16 protein-coding genes and 1 pseudogene are annotated in these 20,618 nt (G+C 72.2%); 12 read left to right on the plus strand and 5 right to left on the minus strand.

Translation table 11 applies throughout. The features are described 5' to 3' along the window. Positions 1-24 precede the first annotated feature (24 nt). The 4 genes from AB0K14_RS06480 (at position 25) to AB0K14_RS06495 (ending at position 8,692) form a co-directional block, all read left to right on the plus strand. Positions 25-1,914 (plus strand): hypothetical protein, encoded by a 1,890-nt coding sequence (locus AB0K14_RS06480; protein ID WP_360448215.1) that lies wholly within the window; start codon positions 25-27, stop codon positions 1,912-1,914. A 1,191-nt stretch (positions 1,915-3,105) separates the two neighbouring features. Further along, positions 3,106-4,998: a VCBS repeat-containing protein gene (locus AB0K14_RS06485; RefSeq protein WP_360448218.1), complete on the plus strand. Its 1,893-nt coding sequence runs from the start codon at positions 3,106-3,108 to the stop codon at positions 4,996-4,998. Further along, entirely contained in the window at positions 4,995-5,987 is a 993-nt protein-coding gene (locus tag AB0K14_RS06490; protein ID WP_360448221.1) for an enediyne biosynthesis protein UnbU, read from the plus strand. The genes AB0K14_RS06485 and AB0K14_RS06490 overlap by 4 nt, the downstream gene beginning before the upstream one ends. Continuing rightward, positions 5,984-8,692 (plus strand): SDR family NAD(P)-dependent oxidoreductase, encoded by a 2,709-nt coding sequence (locus tag AB0K14_RS06495; RefSeq protein ID WP_360448224.1) that lies wholly within the window; start codon positions 5,984-5,986, stop codon positions 8,690-8,692. Before AB0K14_RS06490 ends, AB0K14_RS06495 begins: the two co-directional genes overlap by 4 nt. Here the strand turns inward: AB0K14_RS06495 and AB0K14_RS06500 are convergent. Continuing rightward, positions 8,689-9,339, minus strand: coding sequence for a winged helix-turn-helix transcriptional regulator (locus tag AB0K14_RS06500; protein WP_360448226.1), 651 nt, complete (start codon positions 9,337-9,339; stop codon positions 8,689-8,691). The genes AB0K14_RS06495 and AB0K14_RS06500 overlap by 4 nt on opposite strands. A 267-nt stretch (positions 9,340-9,606) precedes the next feature. Between AB0K14_RS06500 and AB0K14_RS06505 the strand changes: the two genes are divergently transcribed. Continuing rightward, the gene (locus AB0K14_RS06505; protein ID WP_360448229.1) at positions 9,607-10,050 is read left to right on the plus strand and encodes an SRPBCC domain-containing protein; all 444 of its coding nucleotides are present in this window, start codon (positions 9,607-9,609) and stop codon (positions 10,048-10,050) included. Positions 10,051-10,116: 66 nt separating this feature from the next. Here AB0K14_RS06505 and AB0K14_RS06510 read toward each other — a convergent pair whose 3' ends face one another. After that, positions 10,117-11,313: a HEAT repeat domain-containing protein gene (locus AB0K14_RS06510; protein ID WP_360465010.1), complete on the minus strand. Its 1,197-nt coding sequence runs from the start codon at positions 11,311-11,313 to the stop codon at positions 10,117-10,119. Positions 11,314-11,600: 287 nt separating this feature from the next. Here AB0K14_RS06510 and AB0K14_RS06515 point away from each other — a divergent pair, with 287 nt between their 5' ends. The 4 genes from AB0K14_RS06515 (at position 11,601) to AB0K14_RS06530 (ending at position 16,266) form a co-directional block, all read left to right on the plus strand. Continuing rightward, the gene (locus AB0K14_RS06515; RefSeq protein WP_364337595.1) at positions 11,601-12,962 is read left to right on the plus strand and encodes an AarF/UbiB family protein; all 1,362 of its coding nucleotides are present in this window, start codon (positions 11,601-11,603) and stop codon (positions 12,960-12,962) included. A 75-nt stretch (positions 12,963-13,037) separates the two neighbouring features. Beyond that, positions 13,038-13,658, plus strand: coding sequence for a cysteine dioxygenase family protein (locus tag AB0K14_RS06520; protein WP_360465016.1), 621 nt, complete (start codon positions 13,038-13,040; stop codon positions 13,656-13,658). Between the two features lie 76 nt (positions 13,659-13,734). After that, a complete protein-coding gene (locus tag AB0K14_RS06525) occupies positions 13,735-14,913 on the plus strand; it encodes a hypothetical protein (RefSeq protein ID WP_360465019.1) in 1,179 nt (392 codons plus the stop codon). Between the two features lie 72 nt (positions 14,914-14,985). After that, positions 14,986-16,266, plus strand: a complete 1,281-nt coding sequence (locus AB0K14_RS06530) for an MFS transporter (RefSeq protein WP_360465022.1) — start codon at positions 14,986-14,988, stop codon at positions 16,264-16,266. Positions 16,267-16,336: 70 nt separating this feature from the next. On the opposite strand, the gene AB0K14_RS06535 is transcribed toward AB0K14_RS06530, so the two are convergent. The 3 genes from AB0K14_RS06535 to AB0K14_RS06545 form a co-directional block, all read right to left on the minus strand. Further along, complete coding sequence (locus tag AB0K14_RS06535) at positions 16,337-17,032, minus strand: cation transporter (RefSeq protein ID WP_360465024.1); 696 nt, start codon at positions 17,030-17,032, stop codon at positions 16,337-16,339. Next, positions 17,029-17,394, minus strand: a complete 366-nt coding sequence (locus AB0K14_RS06540; protein ID WP_360465027.1) for a metalloregulator ArsR/SmtB family transcription factor — start codon at positions 17,392-17,394, stop codon at positions 17,029-17,031. Before AB0K14_RS06540 ends, AB0K14_RS06535 begins: the two co-directional genes overlap by 4 nt. A gap of 100 nt (positions 17,395-17,494) precedes the next feature. Continuing rightward, positions 17,495-18,571 carry a bifunctional NAD(P)H-dependent oxidoreductase/GNAT family N-acetyltransferase gene (locus AB0K14_RS06545; RefSeq protein WP_360465030.1) on the minus strand — a complete coding sequence of 359 codons (1,077 nt, stop codon included), beginning with the start codon at positions 18,569-18,571 and terminating at the stop codon, positions 17,495-17,497. 55 nt (positions 18,572-18,626) lie between these two features. On the opposite strand from AB0K14_RS06545, the gene AB0K14_RS06550 reads away from it, so the two are divergent. From AB0K14_RS06550 to AB0K14_RS06560, 3 genes and pseudogenes are all read left to right on the plus strand, one after another. Next, complete coding sequence (locus tag AB0K14_RS06550) at positions 18,627-19,076, plus strand: MarR family transcriptional regulator (protein ID WP_360465033.1); 450 nt, start codon at positions 18,627-18,629, stop codon at positions 19,074-19,076. 264 nt (positions 19,077-19,340) lie between these two features. Continuing rightward, positions 19,341-19,571 carry a hypothetical protein gene (locus tag AB0K14_RS06555; protein ID WP_360465036.1) on the plus strand — a complete coding sequence of 77 codons (231 nt, stop codon included), beginning with the start codon at positions 19,341-19,343 and terminating at the stop codon, positions 19,569-19,571. Between the two features lie 208 nt (positions 19,572-19,779). Then, a pseudogene (locus AB0K14_RS06560) lies at positions 19,780-20,478 on the plus strand (PQQ-binding-like beta-propeller repeat protein); the annotation flags it as partial. Positions 20,479-20,618 lie beyond the last annotated feature (140 nt).

Raw genomic sequence — 20,618 nt, forward strand, 5'->3', positions numbered from 1 at the left:
CGCAACGGAGCCGGAGGTGCGGGAGTGCGTCCACGACTTCGTGCCGACGTCCGGTACGCGAAGACCCCCGACGGGGTGCACGTGCGCGGCTCGGCGGGTGCGTGCACGCTGACCGGCGACACCGGCTACGAGTGGCTGGACCGGCTGGCCCCGTTCCTCACCGGCGAGCACGCGTTGAGCGACCTGGTGGAGCCGCTGCCGAGCGACCAACGGGCCGTGGTGGAGCACCTCGTCCGGGCGCTGTTCGAGCAGCGGTTGCTGGTGGACGCGGCCGACGACCCGCCGCACACGCTCAGTGACGAGGAACTGCGGGTCTACCAGCCGGAGATCGCGTCCATCCGGTCCGGGGCGGACTCCGCCGAGCACCGGTTCGAGCGGTTGCGGTCGGCGCGCGTCACCGTCCTCGGCGGTGGGCCGGTGCTGCCCGCGCTGCTGGCGGCCGGGTTGCGCTCGGGGTGGCGGCGGGTGTCGGTCCGGACGGACGAGGGCGACGTGGACGGCTTGACCGCGGTGGCGCGCGACGCCGTCCGTGACAGCGCCCAGCACGTGGCGGTCGACGTGGCGCGCGGGCTGCCGCTGGACGACACCGACCTCCTGCTGTGCGTGTCCGACCGCCCGGACGACCTGGTGGCGGCGGCGCACGCGTGCGGCCGGGCCGGGGTGGCGGTCGGGCAGGTGCTGCTGGGCGGCGACGAGGCGTGGGTGACGGCGGTCGGTCCACCGGAACGGGTCGCGGCCGAGTCGTGCTGGCGTCGGCTGGGCGCGGGGCGCGGCGGGGAAGCGGGCGAGTCGTGCCGGCATCGGCTGGGCGAGTGGCGGGGTGGGGAAGCGGGCCAGGGGGTGCTGACCGACCCCTGGCCGGGCGTGGTCGCGTCGCACCTGGTGCTGTCGTGCTTCTCGTACCTCACGGGCTCGGCCCCCGAGGTCGCGGAGCCGGTGTTGACCCGCGTCGACCTGCGCGACCTGACCACCCGCGTGCACCGACCCCGGCCCTACCTGGTGACGGGGGACGTGCGGCCGGACGCGGTGGCGGACGTGGCCGGGTTCCCCGAGCGGATCCGGCGGTTCGTCGACGACCGGGTCGGCGTGCTCCGCCGACTGGACGAGGACGACCTGCCGCAGGTGCCGCTGGCGGTCTGCCGCGCGTCGGTGTCCGACCCGGAGTCGGTGCTGCCCGCCCGGGCGCCCGCGCCGGTGGTGACGGGGTGGGGCGGTGACCGGGACGAGGCGCGGTGGCGTGCCGCGCTGGCGGGGTTGGCGACCTACGGGAGCCTGGTCGACCCGGGCGGTGAGCGCGTCGACCTGCTCACCGGCGGCGCGTGCGAGATCGGCGCGTGCGAGATCAGTGCGGTCGAGGGCCGGGTCCCGTACCGGGCGCCGGTCGGGGTGGCCGCCGGTCGGTCGTGGGGTGACGCGGTCGCGGCCGGGCTCCGGGCGCACTGCGAGGTGCTGGTCGCCGAACGCGCGGAGACCGCGCGGCGCTGCGAGCTCGCCACGGCCGTGCGGGAGGTGGGCGACGAGCGGGCGCTGCGGCTGCTGCGGTTCTTCGAGACCGCGGGCGTGGAGGTGGGGGCGACCGACCTGGGCGGCGTGCTGGGCGTGCCCGCGTTCCGGTTGCTGGTCGGCGGCACCGCGATCACCTCCTGCGCGACCACGGTCGCCGAGGCGTTGCGCGACGGGTTGGAACGCGCGGTGCTGCACTGGCAGTGCGGCCTGCCGGAGGACGCCGCGGTGACGCGGTGGGCGGCGGAGGGCGACCACCCGCCACCGGCGCCCGCGGACGACCCGCGTTGTCAGGCCCTGTTCGCGGCGCTGCGCCGGGCGGGACGCGCACCGGCCGCGGTCGCGCTGCTGGTGGACGATGACGTGCGGGCCCTGGTGCCCTGCCTGGTCCGGGTGGTCGACGATGACTGAGACGATCGCCGGGACGGCGGAGGTGCGGGGCGCGTTGCGCACCGCCCTGACCGGCGCCGCCGCGGGCGCCGATGGTCGCATGGGGCGGTTTGACCGTATAGGGTGGTTCGACCGTGTGGACCGGTTCGGCCGGGCGGTGCAGTTCAGCCGGGTGGTGCAGTTCGGCCGAGTGGTGCGGTTCGGCCGGGTGGTGCGGTTCGGCCGGACGAGGCGGTTCGACGCCGACCGGGCGGCCCGGATCCGGCGACCTGGGCGAGGTCCGGCAGGCAACCGATCAGGCCCTCTTGCGCGGTCACCGGTGCACCGCCGGCGGACCGTCCTCATCGGACGTGGCGCCGGGTGTGCGGCTCCGCGGTCGCGGAGGTCGTCGTGCCCGCGAACCCTGTGGACGACCTTCGGTGGGATTTTCGCCGCGACGCCATTCGGACGTACCGGGAACTTCGCCCGAACGCGGTGGCTTGACCGTTCCGGTACGGGACTCCGCACCCCCAGGTGGACAACCGCAGTGGCGACGACTCGCTAACTATATGTCAAGTATCCTGTTTCGCCTCTACGGTGGGTGGCGTCGTGGCAACTACACGTATCGGTCCTGTGTGGATGATGGTCCGAGGTTAATTCTGTGAAAACGAGCCAACCTGCTCTGATCGGGTGAAGCGGGATGTGCCCTCCTTGCTGGTCACAGGCCTGCGGTGCTAGACACTTAATGCGAGCGATCGTTCAAATAGATCATTACGCGTATAGCAATCGTGATCTCGGCGTGGGGGAGCTGTGGGGGAATCGGGCGCGTTACCGTGGGCAACCGTCCCGGGCACCGCGCCCAGGGCCTCCCGGTTGCCGACCACCGCCGACCGCCCGCGTTCCGGGTCCGCTCCCGGAACGGGCCGCCCGGCCTTCGCCCCACCTCCCGCACCGCCTGCTCGCCGGGGCCCGACCCGCCCCGTGCGGCGGTGCGAGGCCGACCGGCGCCGGCGACGGCGCGACGGGCGAGACCGGACGCACCTCGGTCGAGGCGCCCCGCGCGGTGCCGACACCGGGGCGCACACCCGTGACCCGCGCGCGGATCGACGGTGTCCGCGCCGACCGGCGCCCGGCCCGGACCGGGGCCGGCGCGGACCGGCGGCGGCAGCGCACCCGGTCCGAAGACCAGTCCGTCACCACCCACCCGCCAACCCGGGAAGAGGCCGTGGTCCCATGACCAAAGCCGTTCGCACGGCAATCGCCGCCGCCGGCACGTTGCTGGTCTGCGCCGCGTTCGCGGTGCCGGCGATCCGGCCCACCCTCGGCTCCGCCGAGGAGTCGAGCCTGGCCGCGACGTTCCGCTTCGACACCGAGCAGCTGAACGCACCGCCACCCGACGCGAGGGCGGAACGGCCCGTCGCACCCACCCTGCACGGCATCCGCAGCTGGATCTCCGCGGTCGGCGCCGCGGTCGCCTCGGTCGACCTGCGCGGCGCCGGGAGGCCGGGCGACGTGTGCCTGGTCGACCCGAGGGACGACTCGGTCACCGTGCGCGCGGTGCCGGGCGACGAGGACCGGTACGAGCCGGTGCGCCTGACGCCGACGGGCGTCGCCTACGGCCCCACGATGGCCCCGATGGGGTGCGTCCCCGCGGATCTCGACGAGGACGGCGACCTGGACCTGCTGGTCTACTACTGGGGCCGCACGCCGCTGCTGTTCGTCAACACCGGTCTCACCGGGGGTGTGCCCGGCCCGGGCACCTTCCGCGCGCGGGAGCTGCTCAACCCGGTCGAGGTGTGGAACTCCACCGCCCTCAACGTCGGCGACGTCGACGGCGACGGCCACCTCGACCTCCTGGTGGGCAACTACTTCCCGGACGGGGCGCGGGTGCTCGACCCCGGCGCCACCGACGACATGCGCATGGCGGTGCAGGACTCCATGTCCCGCGCGCGAAACGGCGGGAGGAACCGCATCCTGCTCACCAAGCCGCGCGGCGCCGACCAGGCCCCCGAGCTGGTGGACGCCAGTGACGCGCTGTCCCCGACGGCCTCCGGCTCCTGGACGCTGTCGATCGGCCTGCAGGACCTCGACGGCGACGGTTTGCCGGAGGTCTACCAGGCCAACGACTTCGGACCGGACCAGCTGATGGTCAACGAGTCGTCCCCCGGCCGGGTGGTGCTGACCGAGGTCGAGGGCGAGCGCGACCTCGTCACGCCGAAGTCGGAGGTGCTCGGCCACGACTCGTTCAAGGGCATGGGCGTGGCGTTCACCTACGACCCGGGCGCCACGCTGCCGACGATCGTGGTCAGCAACATCACCACCCCTTACGCACTGCACGAGAGCAACTTCGCGTTCACGCCCCGGGGCGAGGGCGCGGAGCTGAGGGACGGCGAGTTCCCCTACCGGGAGAGCAGCGAACGCCTGGGGCTCGCCCGGGCGGGGTGGTGCTGGGACGTCAAGGCCGGTGACCTCAACGGCGACGGCGTGGACGAGATCATGCAGGCCAACGGTTTCCTCAAGGGGGAGGTGGACCGGTGGCCGCTGCTCCAGGAGCTCGCGATGGGCAACGACGAGTTGGTCCGCCACCCGTGGGCGTGGCCCGCGTTCGGCCCCGGCGACGACCTCTCGGGCCACGAGTCGAACCCGCTGTGGGTCCGGGGCGCCGAGGGCGTGTACGCCGACCTCGCACCGGCCGTCGGCATCGCCACGCCGGACAACAGCCGCGGCCTGGCGCTGGGCGACGTGGACGGCAACGGCTCGCTCGACGTGCTGGTCGCCAACCAGTGGGAGGACTCCGTGCTGCTGCGCAACCGGGCGCCGGTCGACCGCACGGCGAACCTGCGGTTCGTGCGCGTCACCGGGTCGGGCGCGACCGAGGTGCAGGCGCTGGGCGTGCACGTCGAGCTGCACCACCCCGACCGCACCCAGCGGGCGCAGCTCTACCCGGCGAACGGGCACGCGGGGGTGTCCGCGGCCGAGGTGCCCCTGTTCCTGCCCGACGGCGAACCCGCGCGGGCGACGGTGCGCTGGCGCGACGCCTCCGGGACGCACGAGGCCCGGGTAGAGGTGGCGCCCGGCCGCTGGACGGTGGTCCTCAACGGCGACGGAACGGCGGTAGTGCGATGACCACGACAGCATCGGCCGAGCTCCAGACCGGGGTCACCGGTGGCGCGGGCAGACCCGCCAAGCCGGCACCGGTCCCGCTGACGCCCGAGCTCCGGCGTGAGCGCGCGTTGCGCCGGTTCGCGGCGTCGATCACGGTGTTCACCGTGGTCGGCCACGTGCTGCTGGGGTTCGAGCAGTCACCCATCACCCCGATCGCGACCGTGCTGGTCGGGTACGCGACCGCGTTGTTGTTCGAGGCGCTCGACGCGTGGGCGACCGGCCGCACGCCGCAGTACCGCGGTGGGCCGCGCGCGTTGGTGCTGTTCCTGCTGCCGTCCCACATCGCCGCCCTGGCGTGCGCGATGCTGCTGTGGGGCAACGCGGCGCTGTGGCCCTACCTGTTCGCGGTCACGGTGGCCAACGCGAGCAAGTACCTGGTGCGGCTGACCGTGCGTGGCAAGCGGCGGCACGTGCTCAACCCCTCCAACAGCGGCATCGTCGTCACCCTGCTGCTGTTCCCGTGGGTCGGCATCGCACCGCCGTACCAGTTCACCGCGAACACCGGTGGTGCCATCGACTGGCTCGTGCCGCTCGCCATCCTGGTGCTCGGCACGATGATCAACGCGAAGCTCACCGGGAAGGTGCCGCTGATCCTCGGGTGGGTCGTCGGGTTCGCCGCCCAGGCCGTGGTGCGCTGGCTGCTGCTGGACCACCACCTGGTCGGCGCGCTGCTGCCGATGACCGGCGTCGCGTTCGTCCTGTTCACCAACTACATGATCACCGACCCGGGCACCACCCCGGTCGGCAGGCGCAACCAGGTGGCGTTCGGGGTCACCGCCGCGGCGGTGTACGGCCTGCTCGTGGCCAACGAGATCGTGTTCGGCCTGTTCTTCGCCCTGGTGATCACGTGCGTGCTGAGGGGCCTGGTGCTCGTGGGCGCGAAGTTCGCGCCGGCACGCGTCGCGGGCTCCGCGGCTCCGGCCCGTCGATCGGAGAGGTCGCCCGGATGACCGAGGTCGCGGCACGCACGAGGCACGACGGCTCGGAGGTCGTGACCGGCGTGGGGCCCTGGGTGCGCGCGTTCGTGCACCGGTGGGTCGACCACCACGGTCGGCCCGACACCTCCGACAGCGTGGACTGGGCCCGTTACGCGCCCCACACGGACGCCTACCGGCCACCGGCGGCGCCGCGGGCGGGTGCGCGCAGGGGCTTGGTGGTCGAGCTCCGCGACGCGTCCGCGACCGTGCGCACAGTCGGGGGGATCACCGCTGCGATCGAGCGGATCGAGGCCGACCGCCCGGACCTGCTGGTCGTGCTGCACGACGGGCACCCGGCCGCGGCGGCGGTGGCGCGCAGCGTCGCGGCGGAGCGGCCCGAGTGCGCCGTCACCGCGGTCGACCGGCCCGCCCACCACGACTTCGACCCGCGGCTCGCCGCCCGGCGCGGTTACCTGGAGCTGCGCCTGGGCCGCGACGGCCGCTACCAGCGGCTCGTCACCCAGGCGCACCGCCCCGGCGCGCAGGCCGAGCCGGCGCTCGCACCGGGCGACGTGGTCCTGGTGACGGGCGGCGCGAACGGCATCGCCGCGCACTGCGCCGCGGCGCTGGCCGAGCGGTTCGGCGTGACGCTCGTCTTCCTCGGGCGGTCTCCCGCCGACTCGCCGGCGGTCCGGGCGGGCCTCGGCCGCTTACCGAGGCGCTCGCGGGCGCGTTACATCCAGTGCGACGTCACCGAGCCCGCCGACGTGCACACCGCCGTGGCGGCGGCCGCCACCTGCGGGCCCGTCCGCGGCGTGGTCCACGGCGCGGAGGTCGAGGCGCCCCGGCCGCTCGGCGCGGTCTCCGACGCCGCGCTGTGCGCGACCGTCCGGCCGAAGGTCACCGGTCTGCGGCTGCTGCTGGACGCCGTCGGCGACCAGGCGACCCTGGTGCTGGCCCTCGGCTCGACCGTCGGCCGCACCGGCATGGCGGGTTGGGCCACCCGGTGCATCGCCGACGACTGGATGCGCGTCGAGGTCGAGCGGTGGGCGGCGCGCCACCCCCGCTGCCGCACGCACGTGCTGGAGTGGACGCGGTGGTCCGGGCTCGGCACGGGCGAGTGGGTGGGCACGGGGGAGTGGGTGGGCACGGGCGAGCCGTCGGGGGCGGGCGGCCGGCCCGTGCCGCCGCGGTCGGGTGTCCAGCCGGTCGTGCCCGTGCCGCCGCGATCGGGTGTCCAGCCGGTCCTGCCCGAGCCGCCGCGATCGGGTGTCCAGCCGATCATGCCCGAGCCGCTGCGGCCGGGTGTCCACCCCATGTCGCCCGAGCCGCGGTTCGGTGTCCGGCCCCTCACACCGGAGCAGGGCACCGCCGCGCTCCTGGCGCTGCTCGCCGACCGGACCGCCCCCGTCACGGCCATGCTGACCGGCCGGCTGCCCGCCACCCCGACCGTGACCCGACGTCCCGCCGGTGAGCGCGGCCTGAGGTTCAGCGAGGAGGAGCTGGCCGGCACGCCCGGCGTCGAGGCGGTGCTGCGCGCCGAGCTGTCCCTGGCCACCGACCCGTACCTGGACGACCACCGCGTCCACGGCACGCCCGTGCTGCCCGCCGTGGTCGGTCTGGAGGCGATGGCGCAGGCGACCGCGTCGCTGCACGGCGGCCGGGCGCAGTGGGCGTTCGAGGAGGTCGGGTTCGCCTCGCCCGTCGTGGTGGGCGACTGGGGCACGCGGACGCTGAGGGTCGCGGCGCTGGCCGACGACCGCGGCGACCGGACCGACCTGGTGCTGCGCGACGACGCCGACGACTACCGGTCGGTCCGTGCGACGGCCCGGTCGTGCGGCGCCATCACCGAGCCGCCCGCGCCGGTGACCCTGCCGCCCGCCCCGGCGATCCCGCCCCGCGCGCTGGGACCCGCGGGACCGCACCCGTTCTACGGTCCGCTGTTCCGCCACACCGGCCGGTTCCGCCGGGTGCTCCGCTTCGACCGCCTGACCGCGTACGAGGTGCGGGCCTGGGTGGCCGCCGACGAGCACACCCGCTGGTTCTCGGCCTTCCACAGCGATCGCCTGCTGCTCGGCGATCCGGGCGTGCACGACGCGGCGGTGCACCTGCCGCTCGCCTGCGTGCCGCACCGCGAAGCGCTGCCCGTCGGCGTCGACCGGGTCACCTTCTGGGCCCGTCCCCAAGGGGTGCTGCACGTCCACGCCGTGGAGGTCGGGCACGCCGGCGACGAATACCGGTTCGACGTCGACGTGGTGGCCGCGGACGGCACGGCGGTGAGCCGCTGGGAGGGTCTGCGGATCCGCGCCGCGGGCGCCCGCGCCTGGTCGCGGTCCATGCCGGCGCCGCTGGTCGGTCCGTGGCTGAGCAGGCGCCTGTCGGAGCTGGGCGTCCACGGCCGCGCCGAGCTGATCTCCGACGACGGCCGGCTGGTGGCGACGGACCCGGCGGTCGGGCTGGTGACCCGGCGGTTCGCGGCCGTGTCGGTCACCGGCCTGGCGCAGGAGATCGCGGTCCGCACGGGCGAGGACATCGCCACGGCGGCCGGCCGGGTCTCGTGCGCGGTGCTGGCGCTGGGCCTGCCGGAGGAGGACGGCGGCGACCTGGTCGACGTGGCCGACGTCTGCCACGACGGGCTGGTGCTGTTGCGCGTGGGCGACCGGCGGGTGGTGACCGCGACGCTGCCGCCGGGTGCGCTGCCGAGGTTGGTCGCGGTGACCGCGGAGGACCGGTGCTAGACCAGGCCGAGCATCCTCGTGCAGCGGTGGATCGACTCCGGCGCGCCGTCCACCTTCACGTCACCGGTCACAATGGCGTCGAACGGGGTGAGCAGCCGCGCGCCGATGCGCACGAAGACGTCCGCCGCGCACGTGATGGTCAGGTCGGGCGTGCCGACCGGGTTCAGCACGAACGAGAGCTCGCCGCCGCGGACCTCGACGGCGTAACTGCTGTCGCCGACCCGGAACTCGTAGGTCTCGTCCACGTCCGGGATGCTGTCGTGGTCGATCATCGACTGGAGGGCGAGGAACCCCCACTCGTCGCGCACGGCCTTCTTGGTGTCCTCCTCGGTGAGGAAGCCCATGCCCCACTTGGCCAGCGCCAGGACCGGCCCGCGCAGCTCCGCGCCCTTGGCGGTGAGCTTGTACATCCGGCCACGTGAGTCGCCCTCCACCGGCAGCTGCTCGATCACGCCGTGCTCCAGCAGCATCCGGAGCCGGTCGGTGAGCAGGTTGGGGCCGATGCCGGGCAGGTTGTCCAGCAGGTTGTTGAAGCGCGTGGGGGTGATCAGCAGCTCGCGCACGATGAGCAGCGTCCAGCGCTCGCCGATGACGTTCAGCCCGCTGGCCAACCCGCAGAACTGGCCGTAGTCACGCCGGACGCTCATGGTGCGTGGCACCTTTCTCACAGTGGCTGACGCCAAGCCGAAAGTGGCTCACAAGTCAGATAGTAGCATCGGGTCTACTGCGTTTGGCTTCCTCCGTCATGCGATGGATGCTACGTCCCAGGTCGTAGGTATTTCGCACGGATGATTGTGCCGTTCGTCGGCACGCGCCGGCACCTCGGTCCGACGTGCTCGCCATGTCATCGCTACGGAAAGATAGTAGTATCCGGCGGGTACTCGACGGACCCGCCGGTTGGCTGGAGGTACCCCATGGCCTCGACCCCGCCCATCGAGATCGCGACGTGGATCGCCCTGGCGCCGGAGGAGGTCTGGCCCGCGATCGGCACCGGTGCGGGCTGGGACGGCTGGTTCACCTCGGGGACGGAGTTGGAGCAGCGGGCGGGTGGTGCGTTGCGCCTGGTGTGGCACGAGTTCGGCGCGGAGCGGTTGACCCTTGAGGACGGCGGTTCCGTCCTGACCTACGACGAGCCCTCGACCTTCGCGTTCACCTGGAACAGCCCGCCGTCGCGGGTGACGTTCACCCTCGCCGCCGAGGACGGCGGCACCCGGGTCACCGTGGTGGAGGACCGGCTACCGGACGGCGAGGAGGGTGTGCGGCGCGCCGTCTACTGCGCCGGTGGTTGGGGCGAGGCGCTCACGCTGCTCAAGTTCTGGTTGGAGCACAAGGTGACCTTCGACAGCGCCAGGTCCTGATGGCGGCGTGCCCCACCAGCTCGCTGGTGGGGCACGCCGGACGTCGTCGAGCTCAGGTCAGCGAAGTCACTCGCTGGCCAGCTCGCCGCCGTTCTCGACCACGTCGATCGTCCCGTCGGGACGGCCGTGGCACTTGATCGAGTTGAGCGTGAGCCGGCCGGAGCCGGTGTAGTCGCCCGACTTGCCGCGGAACGCGCCGTACAGCTTGGCGTTGGTCATCGGGCCCGCCACCGGGTCCGTCGGGTTGGACAGCTGGATCTCGCCCGCGCCGACCGTGCCCTGGTCGAAGGCGACCTCCAGGTTGACCGCGGCCCAGCCGTAGTAACGGCCGCGCACGCTCTGCACGAACGGCATCGGAGCCGCACGCAGGCGGTCGGCCCGCGCGCCGGTGCCGTGGATCTCGACGTCGCCCTGGCCGGCCAGGTTCGTCAGCGCCACGCGCTCCAGCGACACCGGGACCTGGATCTCCTCGCCCTTGCCGGTGACACCGCTGGGGTAGAACGGCCGCAGCGTGGAGGACAGGTAGTTGTGCTCCAGGTTGTTGCCGTCGTACTCCACGCTCAGGCCGCGGAACGGGAAGATCTCGTAGTGGCAGGTGCCGTCTTCCTTGAGGCCCTTGAGCTCCTTCTCGATCGTCAGCTCGGTGCGGAAGGTGCTGACGTTGGTGCTCGCCAGGACGCGGCCCTGGATCGACTCGAACCACAGCGGCGACAGCACGGCACGCACCGCGCCGACACCCGGCATCATGATGACGACCTTGCCGCCGATGATCAGCGGGACGGTCTGGTCGAAGTAGCCCGTCTCCTCGACCTCGGCCTCGTTGTAGATCCGGGTCGGGGCGATGCCGGTGATGTCACTGGCCAGCACCCGCGCGTAGTCGGCGACCTCGGGGTCGGCGTCGCTGGAGTACTTCTTCAGCACGCTCAGGGCAGCCGGGCCCGCGGAGCGGAGGGCCAGCCACAGGGCGCCCGACCGCACGCCGCGGTCGGACTCGGTGCCGATGAAGTGGTCGATGAACGACAGGGTCTCCTCGGGCTTGCGGTCCGCGAGCTCCCAGATCGCGCGCTCGCGCTCCAGCGGGCTGGTGTGCCCCTCGGCCACCTCGCGCAGCTCGCTGTCGTTCCGGCTGTCGAACGGCAGGAACTTCTCGGTGATGGGCCGGGCGAAGTCGAGGTACTCGGCCGGGTCGTGGTACCGCGCCGCCGGGGGCGGGGTCAGCGACACCAAGCCTGTCTTCAGACCGGTTTCGATCGACTGCGTCATGGTTCCTCCGTTGTCGGTTTCGCGGCGTCCCCTCCAGCTGCGGAGAAGTAGCTACATGAAAGCGAAGACACTTTGACGTTGTCAACGTCCGTTCGGCCGATACCTCGAACGGATCCACCCTGCCTAGACTGCGGGTGGAAGCTTGGTATTACTGGGGTGCACCACGGAACAGCGCGGTCGACCGCCACGGGGCGGCGGCCTGGGCTCGTTACCGTGCGTTCATTTAGCTAATGATAAGTAAAGTAGTTCGCCTGGATGGCATGCCGGTGACGGACCACGGAGGACTCATGGCGGACATGGCCGACACGGATCGCGCGCCAGGGGGCATCCCGCGGACCGAGGCGGTGGGCCGGGTCGGGCGGATCGGCTGGACCGTGCTCGGCGGCGTCGTCCGGGCCGCGGTCCGCCGGGGGGCGGCGCGGGTCACCGGCCGGGGCGCGGACCTGGGCACCTGGTCGGACGAGTTCGCGGTCGTCGTGGAGCGGCTGGGTCCGGCGTTCATCAAGTTCGCCCAGATCGCCAGCACCCGTGCCGACGTCCTGCCGCCCGGGGTGTGCCGCGCGCTGACCCGCCTGCACGACGCGGTGGCGCCGATGACCCGTCGGGAGGTCGAGGTCGCGCTGGCCAGGACGTTCGGCGTCGACTGGCGGTCCACGCTGACCGCGTTCGACCCCGATCCGGTCGGTTCCGGCAGCATCGCGTGCGTGTACCGGGCCCGGTTGGCCGACGGCCGGATCGTGGCGGTGAAGGTGCGCCGGCCCGACCTGGAGGCGACCGTCCGCCAGGACGTGGCGATCCTGCAGGCCCTGTTCGACCGGCTGGGCCGCCTGCGGCCGCTGCGCGGCGTGCCGCTGTCGGACATGGCCCGGTCCATCGGCACCGCCGTGCTGGGTCAGCTCGACCTCGACGACGAGTCGGCGAACATGGGGTCGCTGCGCCGCGACCTGGCCGCGCTGGACTTCGTGCACGTGCCCGAGCCGGTGCTGGCGCTGTGCCGGGAGACGTGCGTCGTGATGACCTTCGCCGAGGGGGTGCGCGACCGGGTCGAGGTGACCGAGCTGCCGCCCGACCGGCGCCAGGTGCTCGCCGACCAGGTCCTGCGGGCGGTGTTCGAGATGCTGTTCCGCACCGGCCTGGTCCACTGCGACCTGCACCCCGGCAACCTGCGGCTCACCCGCGCCGGGTCGATCGTCGTGCTCGACGCCGGGTTCGTGTACCGGGTGTCGGAGAAGGTCCGCACCCACCTGGCGCTGTTCTTCCTCAACCTGGGGTTCCGGCACGGCGAGAACTGCGCGAAGGCCGTGCTGGCGAGCGCGGAGCACGTGGGCAAGAGCGCCGCGACGGAGGCGTTCACCGCGGACATGGTCCGCCTCGTCGACCGGTTCGGCGGGGCCACCGCCCGCGACTTCGACCTCATCGAGTTCGCCACCGAGCTGTTCGCCAGCCAGCGCAGGCACGGCATCTACGCGGCGTCGGAGTTCGTGTTCCCGCTGCTGGCGCTGCTGATGGTGGAGGAGACCGTGCGCCGGCTGGACCCGGACATCGACTTCCAGGCGATCGCCCGACCCATCGTCTTCCGCGCCGCGCAAGCGGGTACGGCGGCCGGTGGGGTCGGCTCGAAGTTCGAGCTGTTCGCGACCTCCTCTTGACCAAGAAACTACTGTTTCCTACAGTGAGTTGCCTTCTGGCATTAGTGGTACCGCACCAGGCAGGAAGGGAAGCCGATGACACCCGACGAACTGATCGGTGAAGTCGCGAAGGTCCACGCCGACAGTGGCCGCATCCCACGGGATGCCGTGCTCGCCCGCCTGGCAACGGCTCTGCGAGACTTCGCCGGCGACGAGGAGAACCAGCGCCTGGTGGGGAAGTTGGTGCCCAGCACCAACTACGCCCGGCTGCTGCTGAATTCGCTGGACGACCCGTTCCAGATCGTCCTCGTGCTCTGGGCGCCCGGACGCGGCAGCCCGGTGCACGACCACGACGGAACCGTGGGCATGGTCAGCGCCGTGTTCGGTCGCACCCGGGAGATCAAGTACGAAATCCTGCACCAACATGGCTCTGAAGTGGCCCTCGCGCCCAGCGGTGACATGTTGATCGTCCCCGGCTGCACCACACCGATCTACCCGGAAGACGACATGCAGCTCCACCTCATGGTGAACGAGACCTCCGAGTGGGCCGCGACCGTGCACATCTACATGACCGCGATCCACAGCTACCGCACCTACGCCCAGCAGAGCGACAAGCTCTACCGGTCCACGGCGATCGACCTGTGGTTCGACCAGATCAACGTGGCCCGTGACCTCCAGGGGCGACGCCGGGGCGCGAACCTGCTCCCGACGACCTGAGGTCACCACCCGAAGCGATCGAACAGACCGAGCCGACTCCGCCCGCGGAGGCTCGCACCAGCCGTGGAGGATTGCCATGACATCGCAGATCGACGACGACCGCCTCACCAGCTCGGAGATCAGCCCGGAGGAGCGCAAGCCGCGCAACACGAAGACGCACTACTCCATCTCCGTGCTCACCCTCGACTCGTCGGACTCGGGCCTGCGCGAACTGCAGGAGTACATGACCTCCACGCTGGAGACCCGCGGCCTGGCCTACCTGCCGACCCTGCATCGCACCAGCGAGACCAACTACATCGTCGTCTCGCACATGCCGTTGACGTTGCAGCGCGGCGACCTGCTGGTGACCGACCAGGCCACGTTCAGCGTGAAGCTCGTCCGGGACGGTGTGGCCCGGCCGTACCTCGACCTGTCCAGCTGGTGCAACGCCCACGTCTGGTCGACCGCCGTGTCGCCGGACTACCGGCACGTGTACGTGTCGATGAGCGGCATGCGCGGCCCGATCTCGGACAAGGTCGGTCTGCCGGGCACCAGCGCGGTGCTGGAGATCGACACCGAGACAGGGAAGCTGACCAGGGCCATCACCGGTTTCCGCGGCGGCGTCGGGATGCCGTACGACGACAAGTTCATCGACCTGGCCGGGATCGTCGTGTCCCCGGACGGCCGCTACGTCTACGGCTGCGACTTCAACAACTGGCAGGGCAACGGCAAGGTCGTGTCGGTCGACCTGGAGACCGGCGCCATCGACGTGGTGACCGACGGCCTCGACCAGCCGTCCACGCTGAGCCTCGACGGCCCCTACCACCTGCTGGTGGCCAACACCCGCCAGCCGCACGGCAAGGCCAGCGGCGGCCAGGTGATCCGGGTCGACACCCGTTCGGGTGCCAAGACGCAGGTCGCGGACATCACCGGCGTGGACGCGTCGCTGATCGGCGTCGTCCGGCTGGACTCGGGCGAGTACATCGCGTCGATGAGCGAGGGCACCCAGGACCAGTGCTTCGTGGTCAAGATCGACCCGGACGGGAAGAACTGGCGGCGCATCTGGCACCCGGAGCCGGGGTTCATCGGCTCGGGCATCTTCTCCGACGGCAAGCACGTCTGGGTGGCCGAGACGCTGCGGGCCAGGGTCTACGAGCTGGACGCCGAGGGCAACCCGGTCCGCTTCCACCAGGTCCACGACAACGTGGACCTGAACAACCCCAGCAAGATGATCCGCGGCTTCGACTCGCTGGAGGCCGTCACCGTTCTGACGTAACCCGCGCGGTGGTGTTGATCGGTAGTCTGCGGAGTTGCCCTGATCGCCATAGCGAGTGAAAGGCGTCACCAGATGAGCACCGACCCGGCCCAGGCCGCGGACGACTCCGCACCGCAGACGTCCTTATCGGATCCACCGTCGTCGGACCAGTCGGCACGGCAGCAGGACGGCGGCGGTGGCGGGGGCGATGGCGGTGGCCACAAGGTCACCCAGGCCGCGTTGCTCACGCAGAGCCTCGCGTTCGGCGTGATCCTCGGCGTGCAGGGCGTGGTGTGGACCGAGGTCCTGATCCGGCTCGCCCTCAGCGACGGTGTGTTCGGCAGCGCGCAGCTCGCCCTGCCGCTGGTCGGGATGGTGGTGCTCGCCCTCAACGCCAAGATCTACTCCGCGCTCGGCGCCAAGAACCAGTCCCTCCTCGCGCTCGCGCTGCTGCTCGCGGGCATGGTGACCATCGGCCTGGTGCAGAACCTGGTCGGGCTGATCCTCGGGTTGCTGCTGTGCGGCCTGGGCTTCGCCAGCCTGGACGCGGCGACGAGCGCCGCGGCCATCGACCTGGAGAAGGCCACCGGCAAGCACTTCCTCAGCTTCATGCACGGTGTGCAGGCGGCCTCGGTCGTCCTCGGCGCGCTGATCGCGGGCGGTGCGCTGGCCGCGGGGTGGGCGTACCCGCAGGTCATGATCGTCGTCTCGCTCGCGGTCTGCGTGCCGGTCGGGTTGTTCACCGCGGTGGTGCCCTTCGTCAAGTCCGGCGGGTTGGTCGACGAGGAGCAGATCCCGAGCAGCCTGTGGAAGAACAAGCAGTTCGTCATCCTGGTGGCGGTGTGCTTCGCGGGCAGCGCCGCGGAGGCCATCGCGGTCGTCTGGTCGGTGATCTACCTCCGCGAGGAGGGCATGAGCATCGGCGTGGCGGGCGTGCTGTTCGCGGCGTTCAACGGCGCGATGATCCTGGCCCGCTTCGGCAACGGCTGGCTGATCCGGAGCAAGGGCGTGCGCGCGTCGTTGTGGTTCTCCGGGGTGGGCATCCTGGTGGCGGGCGTGCTGCTGCTGACCGCGGGCAACCTGGCCCTGGCGGGCCTCGGCCTGGTCGTGCTCGGCCTCGCCGTGGCGGGCATCCAGCCGTCCACCATCAGTGCCGCGGGCAGCCTCGGCGAGAACAGCGGCGCCGCGGCGTCCGGGGTGATGCTGGCGGCCTACTTCGCCCTGCTGGCCGCGCCGTTCCTGTACGGCTGGCTGGCCGAGCTGTCGTCGTTGCAGGTGGCGATGATCCTGGTCGCGCTGTGCGGCGTGGCGAGCTCGCTGCTGGTGTTCTCGCTCGCGTCGGGCCGCGGTCAGACCGTCCCCGAGTCGGCGTAACCCGCCCCACCCCGGACCTCCCGGCGGAACGGCTCTTCGCGTTCCGCCGGGAGGTTTCGCAGTCCGGTCGTCAGCAGCAGTGGTCGCCGCGCCAGGCGTCGCGGCCTTCCTTGACCGCGAGGGCGGCGATGACCAGGGCGACGACCGGGTCGGCCCACGACCAGCCGAACAGCGAGTTGAGCAGCAGGCCCACCAGCAGCACGCCGGACAGGTACGTGCACAGCAGGGTCTGCTTGGAGTCGGCCACGGCGCTGGCCGATCCCAGCTCCCGCCCGGCGCGGCGTTGCGCCGTCGACAGCACCGGCATCACGGCGAGTGACACCGCCGCCAGCACGATTCCCACGGTCGAGTGATCCGCGGCGTCCCCGCCGAACAGGGTGCGCACGGCTTCGACGGTGACGTAGGCGGCCAAGGCGAAGAACGACACGGCGATCACCTTCAACGCCGTCCGCTCGCGCGCCTCGGGATCGGCGCCGGAGAACTGCCAGGCCACCGCCAGTGCGGAGGCGACCTCGATCACCGAGTCGAGGCCGAACCCGATCAGCGCGGTGGAGGAGGCGATCGTGCCCGCGGTGATCGCCACGACGGCCTCGACCACGTTGTAGGCGATCGTGGCCGCGACCAGCAACCTCACCCGCCGGCTGAGCACCGCCCGCCGCTGTGGGTCGTCGGTGCCGCGGGAGGTCGGGGTGCAGCAGCCGTCCGCGCACCCGTCGGTCGGCGCGGTGCCCGTCGTCAGTCCGAGGTCGACGCGGTTGTCGCTCACCTGCCCACCTCGACCGGCACGGCAGGCGTGTCGGACCCGGCCGGCTCGTCGTCGAGGCACGGTTCGGCCGTGTCCACCGCCAGCACGACCTTGACCAGTTCGCCCAGGGCACGGGCCAGGTGCGCGTCGGCCAGCGCGTAACGCACCTGACGACCCTCGTAGGCGGCCACGACCAGACCGCAGCCCCGCAGGCACGCCAGGTGGTTGGACACGTTCGAGCGGGTCAGACCGAGGTGGTCGGCCAACCGGGCCGGGTAGCTGATCCCGTCCAGCAGGCCCACCAGGATGCGACAGCGGGTGGGATCGGCCAACGCCTTGCCCAACCGGGCCAACGCGTCCTCCCGCGTCTCACATTTCAGCATGGGGATAACCATACAGTGCTGGCTGTACTACAGTCACTGCTGAACCGTGTTCGAGGTAGGCCGACTTCCCAGGGGGCGTCAGTTCGCTGCGGCGGGCGGACTACGGCGTCGTGGTCGGTTTGGTCAACGAGACGGCGCCGGCGTGGACCGTGCCGCGGCGGTAGCCCCAGCGTTCGTACCGGGCGATGTTGCGATCGCTCCGGGCGCCGGTGTGGAGTCGCAGCGTCCGCACCCCGGGCGGCGCCTGGTCTTCGGCGAAGCGCAGCAGCCAACCGCCCAGTCCGCGGCCCGCGAGGTCGGGGGCGACCATCAGGCGCCCGATGTCCCACGTGTCGCCGTCACGGCGGGCGCGGACGGCGGCCACCAGTCGGTTGTCCAGGCGTGCGCACCACACGGACCAGTCGTTGGTCCACGCACGGACGTCGTCGCACGTCTCGTGCAGCGGCCCCAGGTCCCAGGTGTGGTTGGCGATGGCCTCGTCGACCCAGCAGCAGCGTTGCAGCACCACGAGTTCGGCGGCGTCATCGGCGTCGACCGGTCGCAGGCGCACACCCGGCAACGGCGGCGGGTCAGCCGGGTGGACCGGCTCGGGGTCGGGTCGGTACAGCGGGCGCAGCACGCGGGCCAGGCGGACGAGTTCGCGGAGGGTCTTGCGCGCGGTCTCGTCGCGGGCGGGGTCGTCGAGCAGTCGCCCGTCCTCGACGTGGTCGCCGATGCGCAGCGCCACGGTCGCCCCGGTCGGCATCATGCGCAGGGTCGTGGCGACCTGCTTGGCCATGTGCACGCCGCGGGTGCCGGCCGAGGTGTTGCCGTACCCGACGAAGGACACCGGCTTGTACGCCCACTCCGCCGACAGGTGGTCCATGGCGTTCTTCAGGGCGGCCGGCATCGCGTGGTTGTGCTCCGGGGTGACGACCACGAACGCGTCGGCCTCGGCGACGAGGCGGCTCCACGCGCGGGTGTGCTCGTGGTGGTAGATGCCGGAGGAGGCGTGTTCGGGCTCGTCCAGCAGTGGCAGCGCGATCTCCCTGAGGTCGGCGGTGTCGATCCGGGCGCCGCAGTCGACCGCGACCTGGTCGTTGACCCGGGTGAACCACTCGCCGACGGCGGGGCCGAGCCGGCCGGGCCGGGTGCTCGCGACGATCAGCAGGACGCGGACGGCAGGGTTCTTTGACATGTCAATGAGCGTAGGCCGGGTTTCATTGACATGTCAAAGGTGGCACGATGGGGTGGTGACCGAGGCCCCGTGGTTGACGCCGGAGGAAGAACGAGCGTGGCGGGCGTTCCGACGCCTGCTCACCGTGCTGCCCGCGCGCACGGGTCGCGACCTCACCGCGCTCGGCCTGTCCTCGACCGACTACGAGGTGCTGAGCACGCTGTCGGAGAAGCCGGACCGGCGGTGGGGGCTGCGGGACCTCGCGGCGAAGATGCAGTGGTCGCGCAGCCGGCTCTCGCACCACGCCGCCCGGATGGAAGCCCGTGGCCTGCTCGAACGCACCGGGGACGTCAACGACGGACGCGGCAGCATCTACCACCTCACCGACGAGGGCTTCGCCGCCCTGGAACAGGCCGCGCCCGGACACGTGCGGTCGGTGCGGGACCGGTTCATCGACCACCTGTCCGCCGACGAGCTGAAGACCCTGGAAGTCATCGCCAACCGCATCGCCGACCTGCCCGACTAGGACGGCCGGGCAGCACCCCGCGTCGTGACGATCAGGTGGCCGCGGGGCCCCGACAGGTGGCGTCGTCGAAGCCGAGGACCGGGTGACCGACGAACGGGTGGCCGAGGACCGGGCAGCCGACGAACGGGTGGCCGACGAACGGGAACAGCCGCGGCGGCGCGGCAGGACCGGTCAGGAATCGAGAAGCGCGGGCCGGTGGGCCGCTCCTAACGTTCGTCCTCACCGGCCGGTCGACCCGGCGCCCCCTTCCCGAAGGAGACCACGATGAGCTGGAACAAGTCGATCCGGCGATTCCACCGCTGGGTGTCCATCGCCTTCACTATGACCGTCATCGCCACCGTCGTCGCGCTGGCCCAGGCGGAACCCGTCGTCTGGGTGTCCTACGTGCCGCTGTTCCCGCTGGCACTGCTCCTGTTCAGCGGCCTGTACCTGTTCGCGCTGCCGCACGTCGCCAGGTGGCGCGACGGACGGCGCACCGCTCGCGCCGACGGCTGAGGTCGCCCCGACGGCGGCCGGCCCGGTGCCCGGCCGGCGGCGGACCGGCGGAGCAAGATCGGGCTTGCGCAACTCCTGAGGGCGGATCAGCCGAACGGACCGCACCCGATCGACGTCATCGAGACGCGATTGCCCGGTTCGCGCCCTCGTGCCCGTTCACGCACCCGTGCCACGGTGGGCCGACCCGTCGTCGGGAGGGGATGAGGACATGGCACGCAGGCGCAGGGCCACGGCCCTGCTCGCGGTCGCCGCGGTGATCACCGTGCTCGGCGCCGGCGTCACGTCGGCGGCACCGCTCGGCGCCCGCGCCGGTGACTGGCCCACCTGGCAGAAGGACCTCAAGGGCAGCAGGCACAACGCCGCCGAGTGGCGGATCACCCCGTCCACCGTCGGCAGGCTCAAGCTGAAGTGGGCGTTCGCCCATCCCACCGCCCAGTCGCCGCTGCCGGTGCGCAGCCAACCGGCCGTGGTCGACGGCACGGTGTACTTCGGCGGTCCCGACGGCAGGTTCCGCGCCCGCGACGCCCGCACGGGGGCCGAGCGGTGGACGTTCGACCTCGGCGGCGTGGCGCCGGGTGCCAAGCCCCGACCGGCGGTGCCGTGGGACGGGCCGTCGGTGTCGGGCGGGCGGGTCTACTTCGGGGACGTCCGGGGTTACGTCTACGCGCTGGACCAGCGCACCGGCGGCCTGGTGTGGGCCAAGGACGTCGACACCCACGGCGCCGGCACGGTGACCAGCTCCCCGCTGGTGCACGACGGGCTCGTGTTCGTCCGCACGTCCAGCGGCGAGAACTCGTTCAACGGCCCGGACGGCACCTCCGACGACCCGAACTACCCGTGCTGCACCTTCCGCGGGCACATCGACGCGCTGGACGCCGACACGGGCGAGCTGGTGTGGCGGCACTACACCGTGCCCGAGCCCGAGGTGGTCGGCACGTGGCCCAGCGGCGCGGCCCGCTACGAGCCGTCCGGGGCGGGGGTGTGGTCGTCACCGGTGATCGACCGGCGCACCGGCACGCTGTACGTGGGCACCGGCCAGCTCTACAC

The sequence above is a fragment of the Actinosynnema sp. NPDC050801 genome, from assembly GCF_040673975.1.
In the GTDB taxonomy this organism is placed as follows: domain Bacteria; phylum Actinomycetota; class Actinomycetes; order Mycobacteriales; family Pseudonocardiaceae; genus Actinosynnema.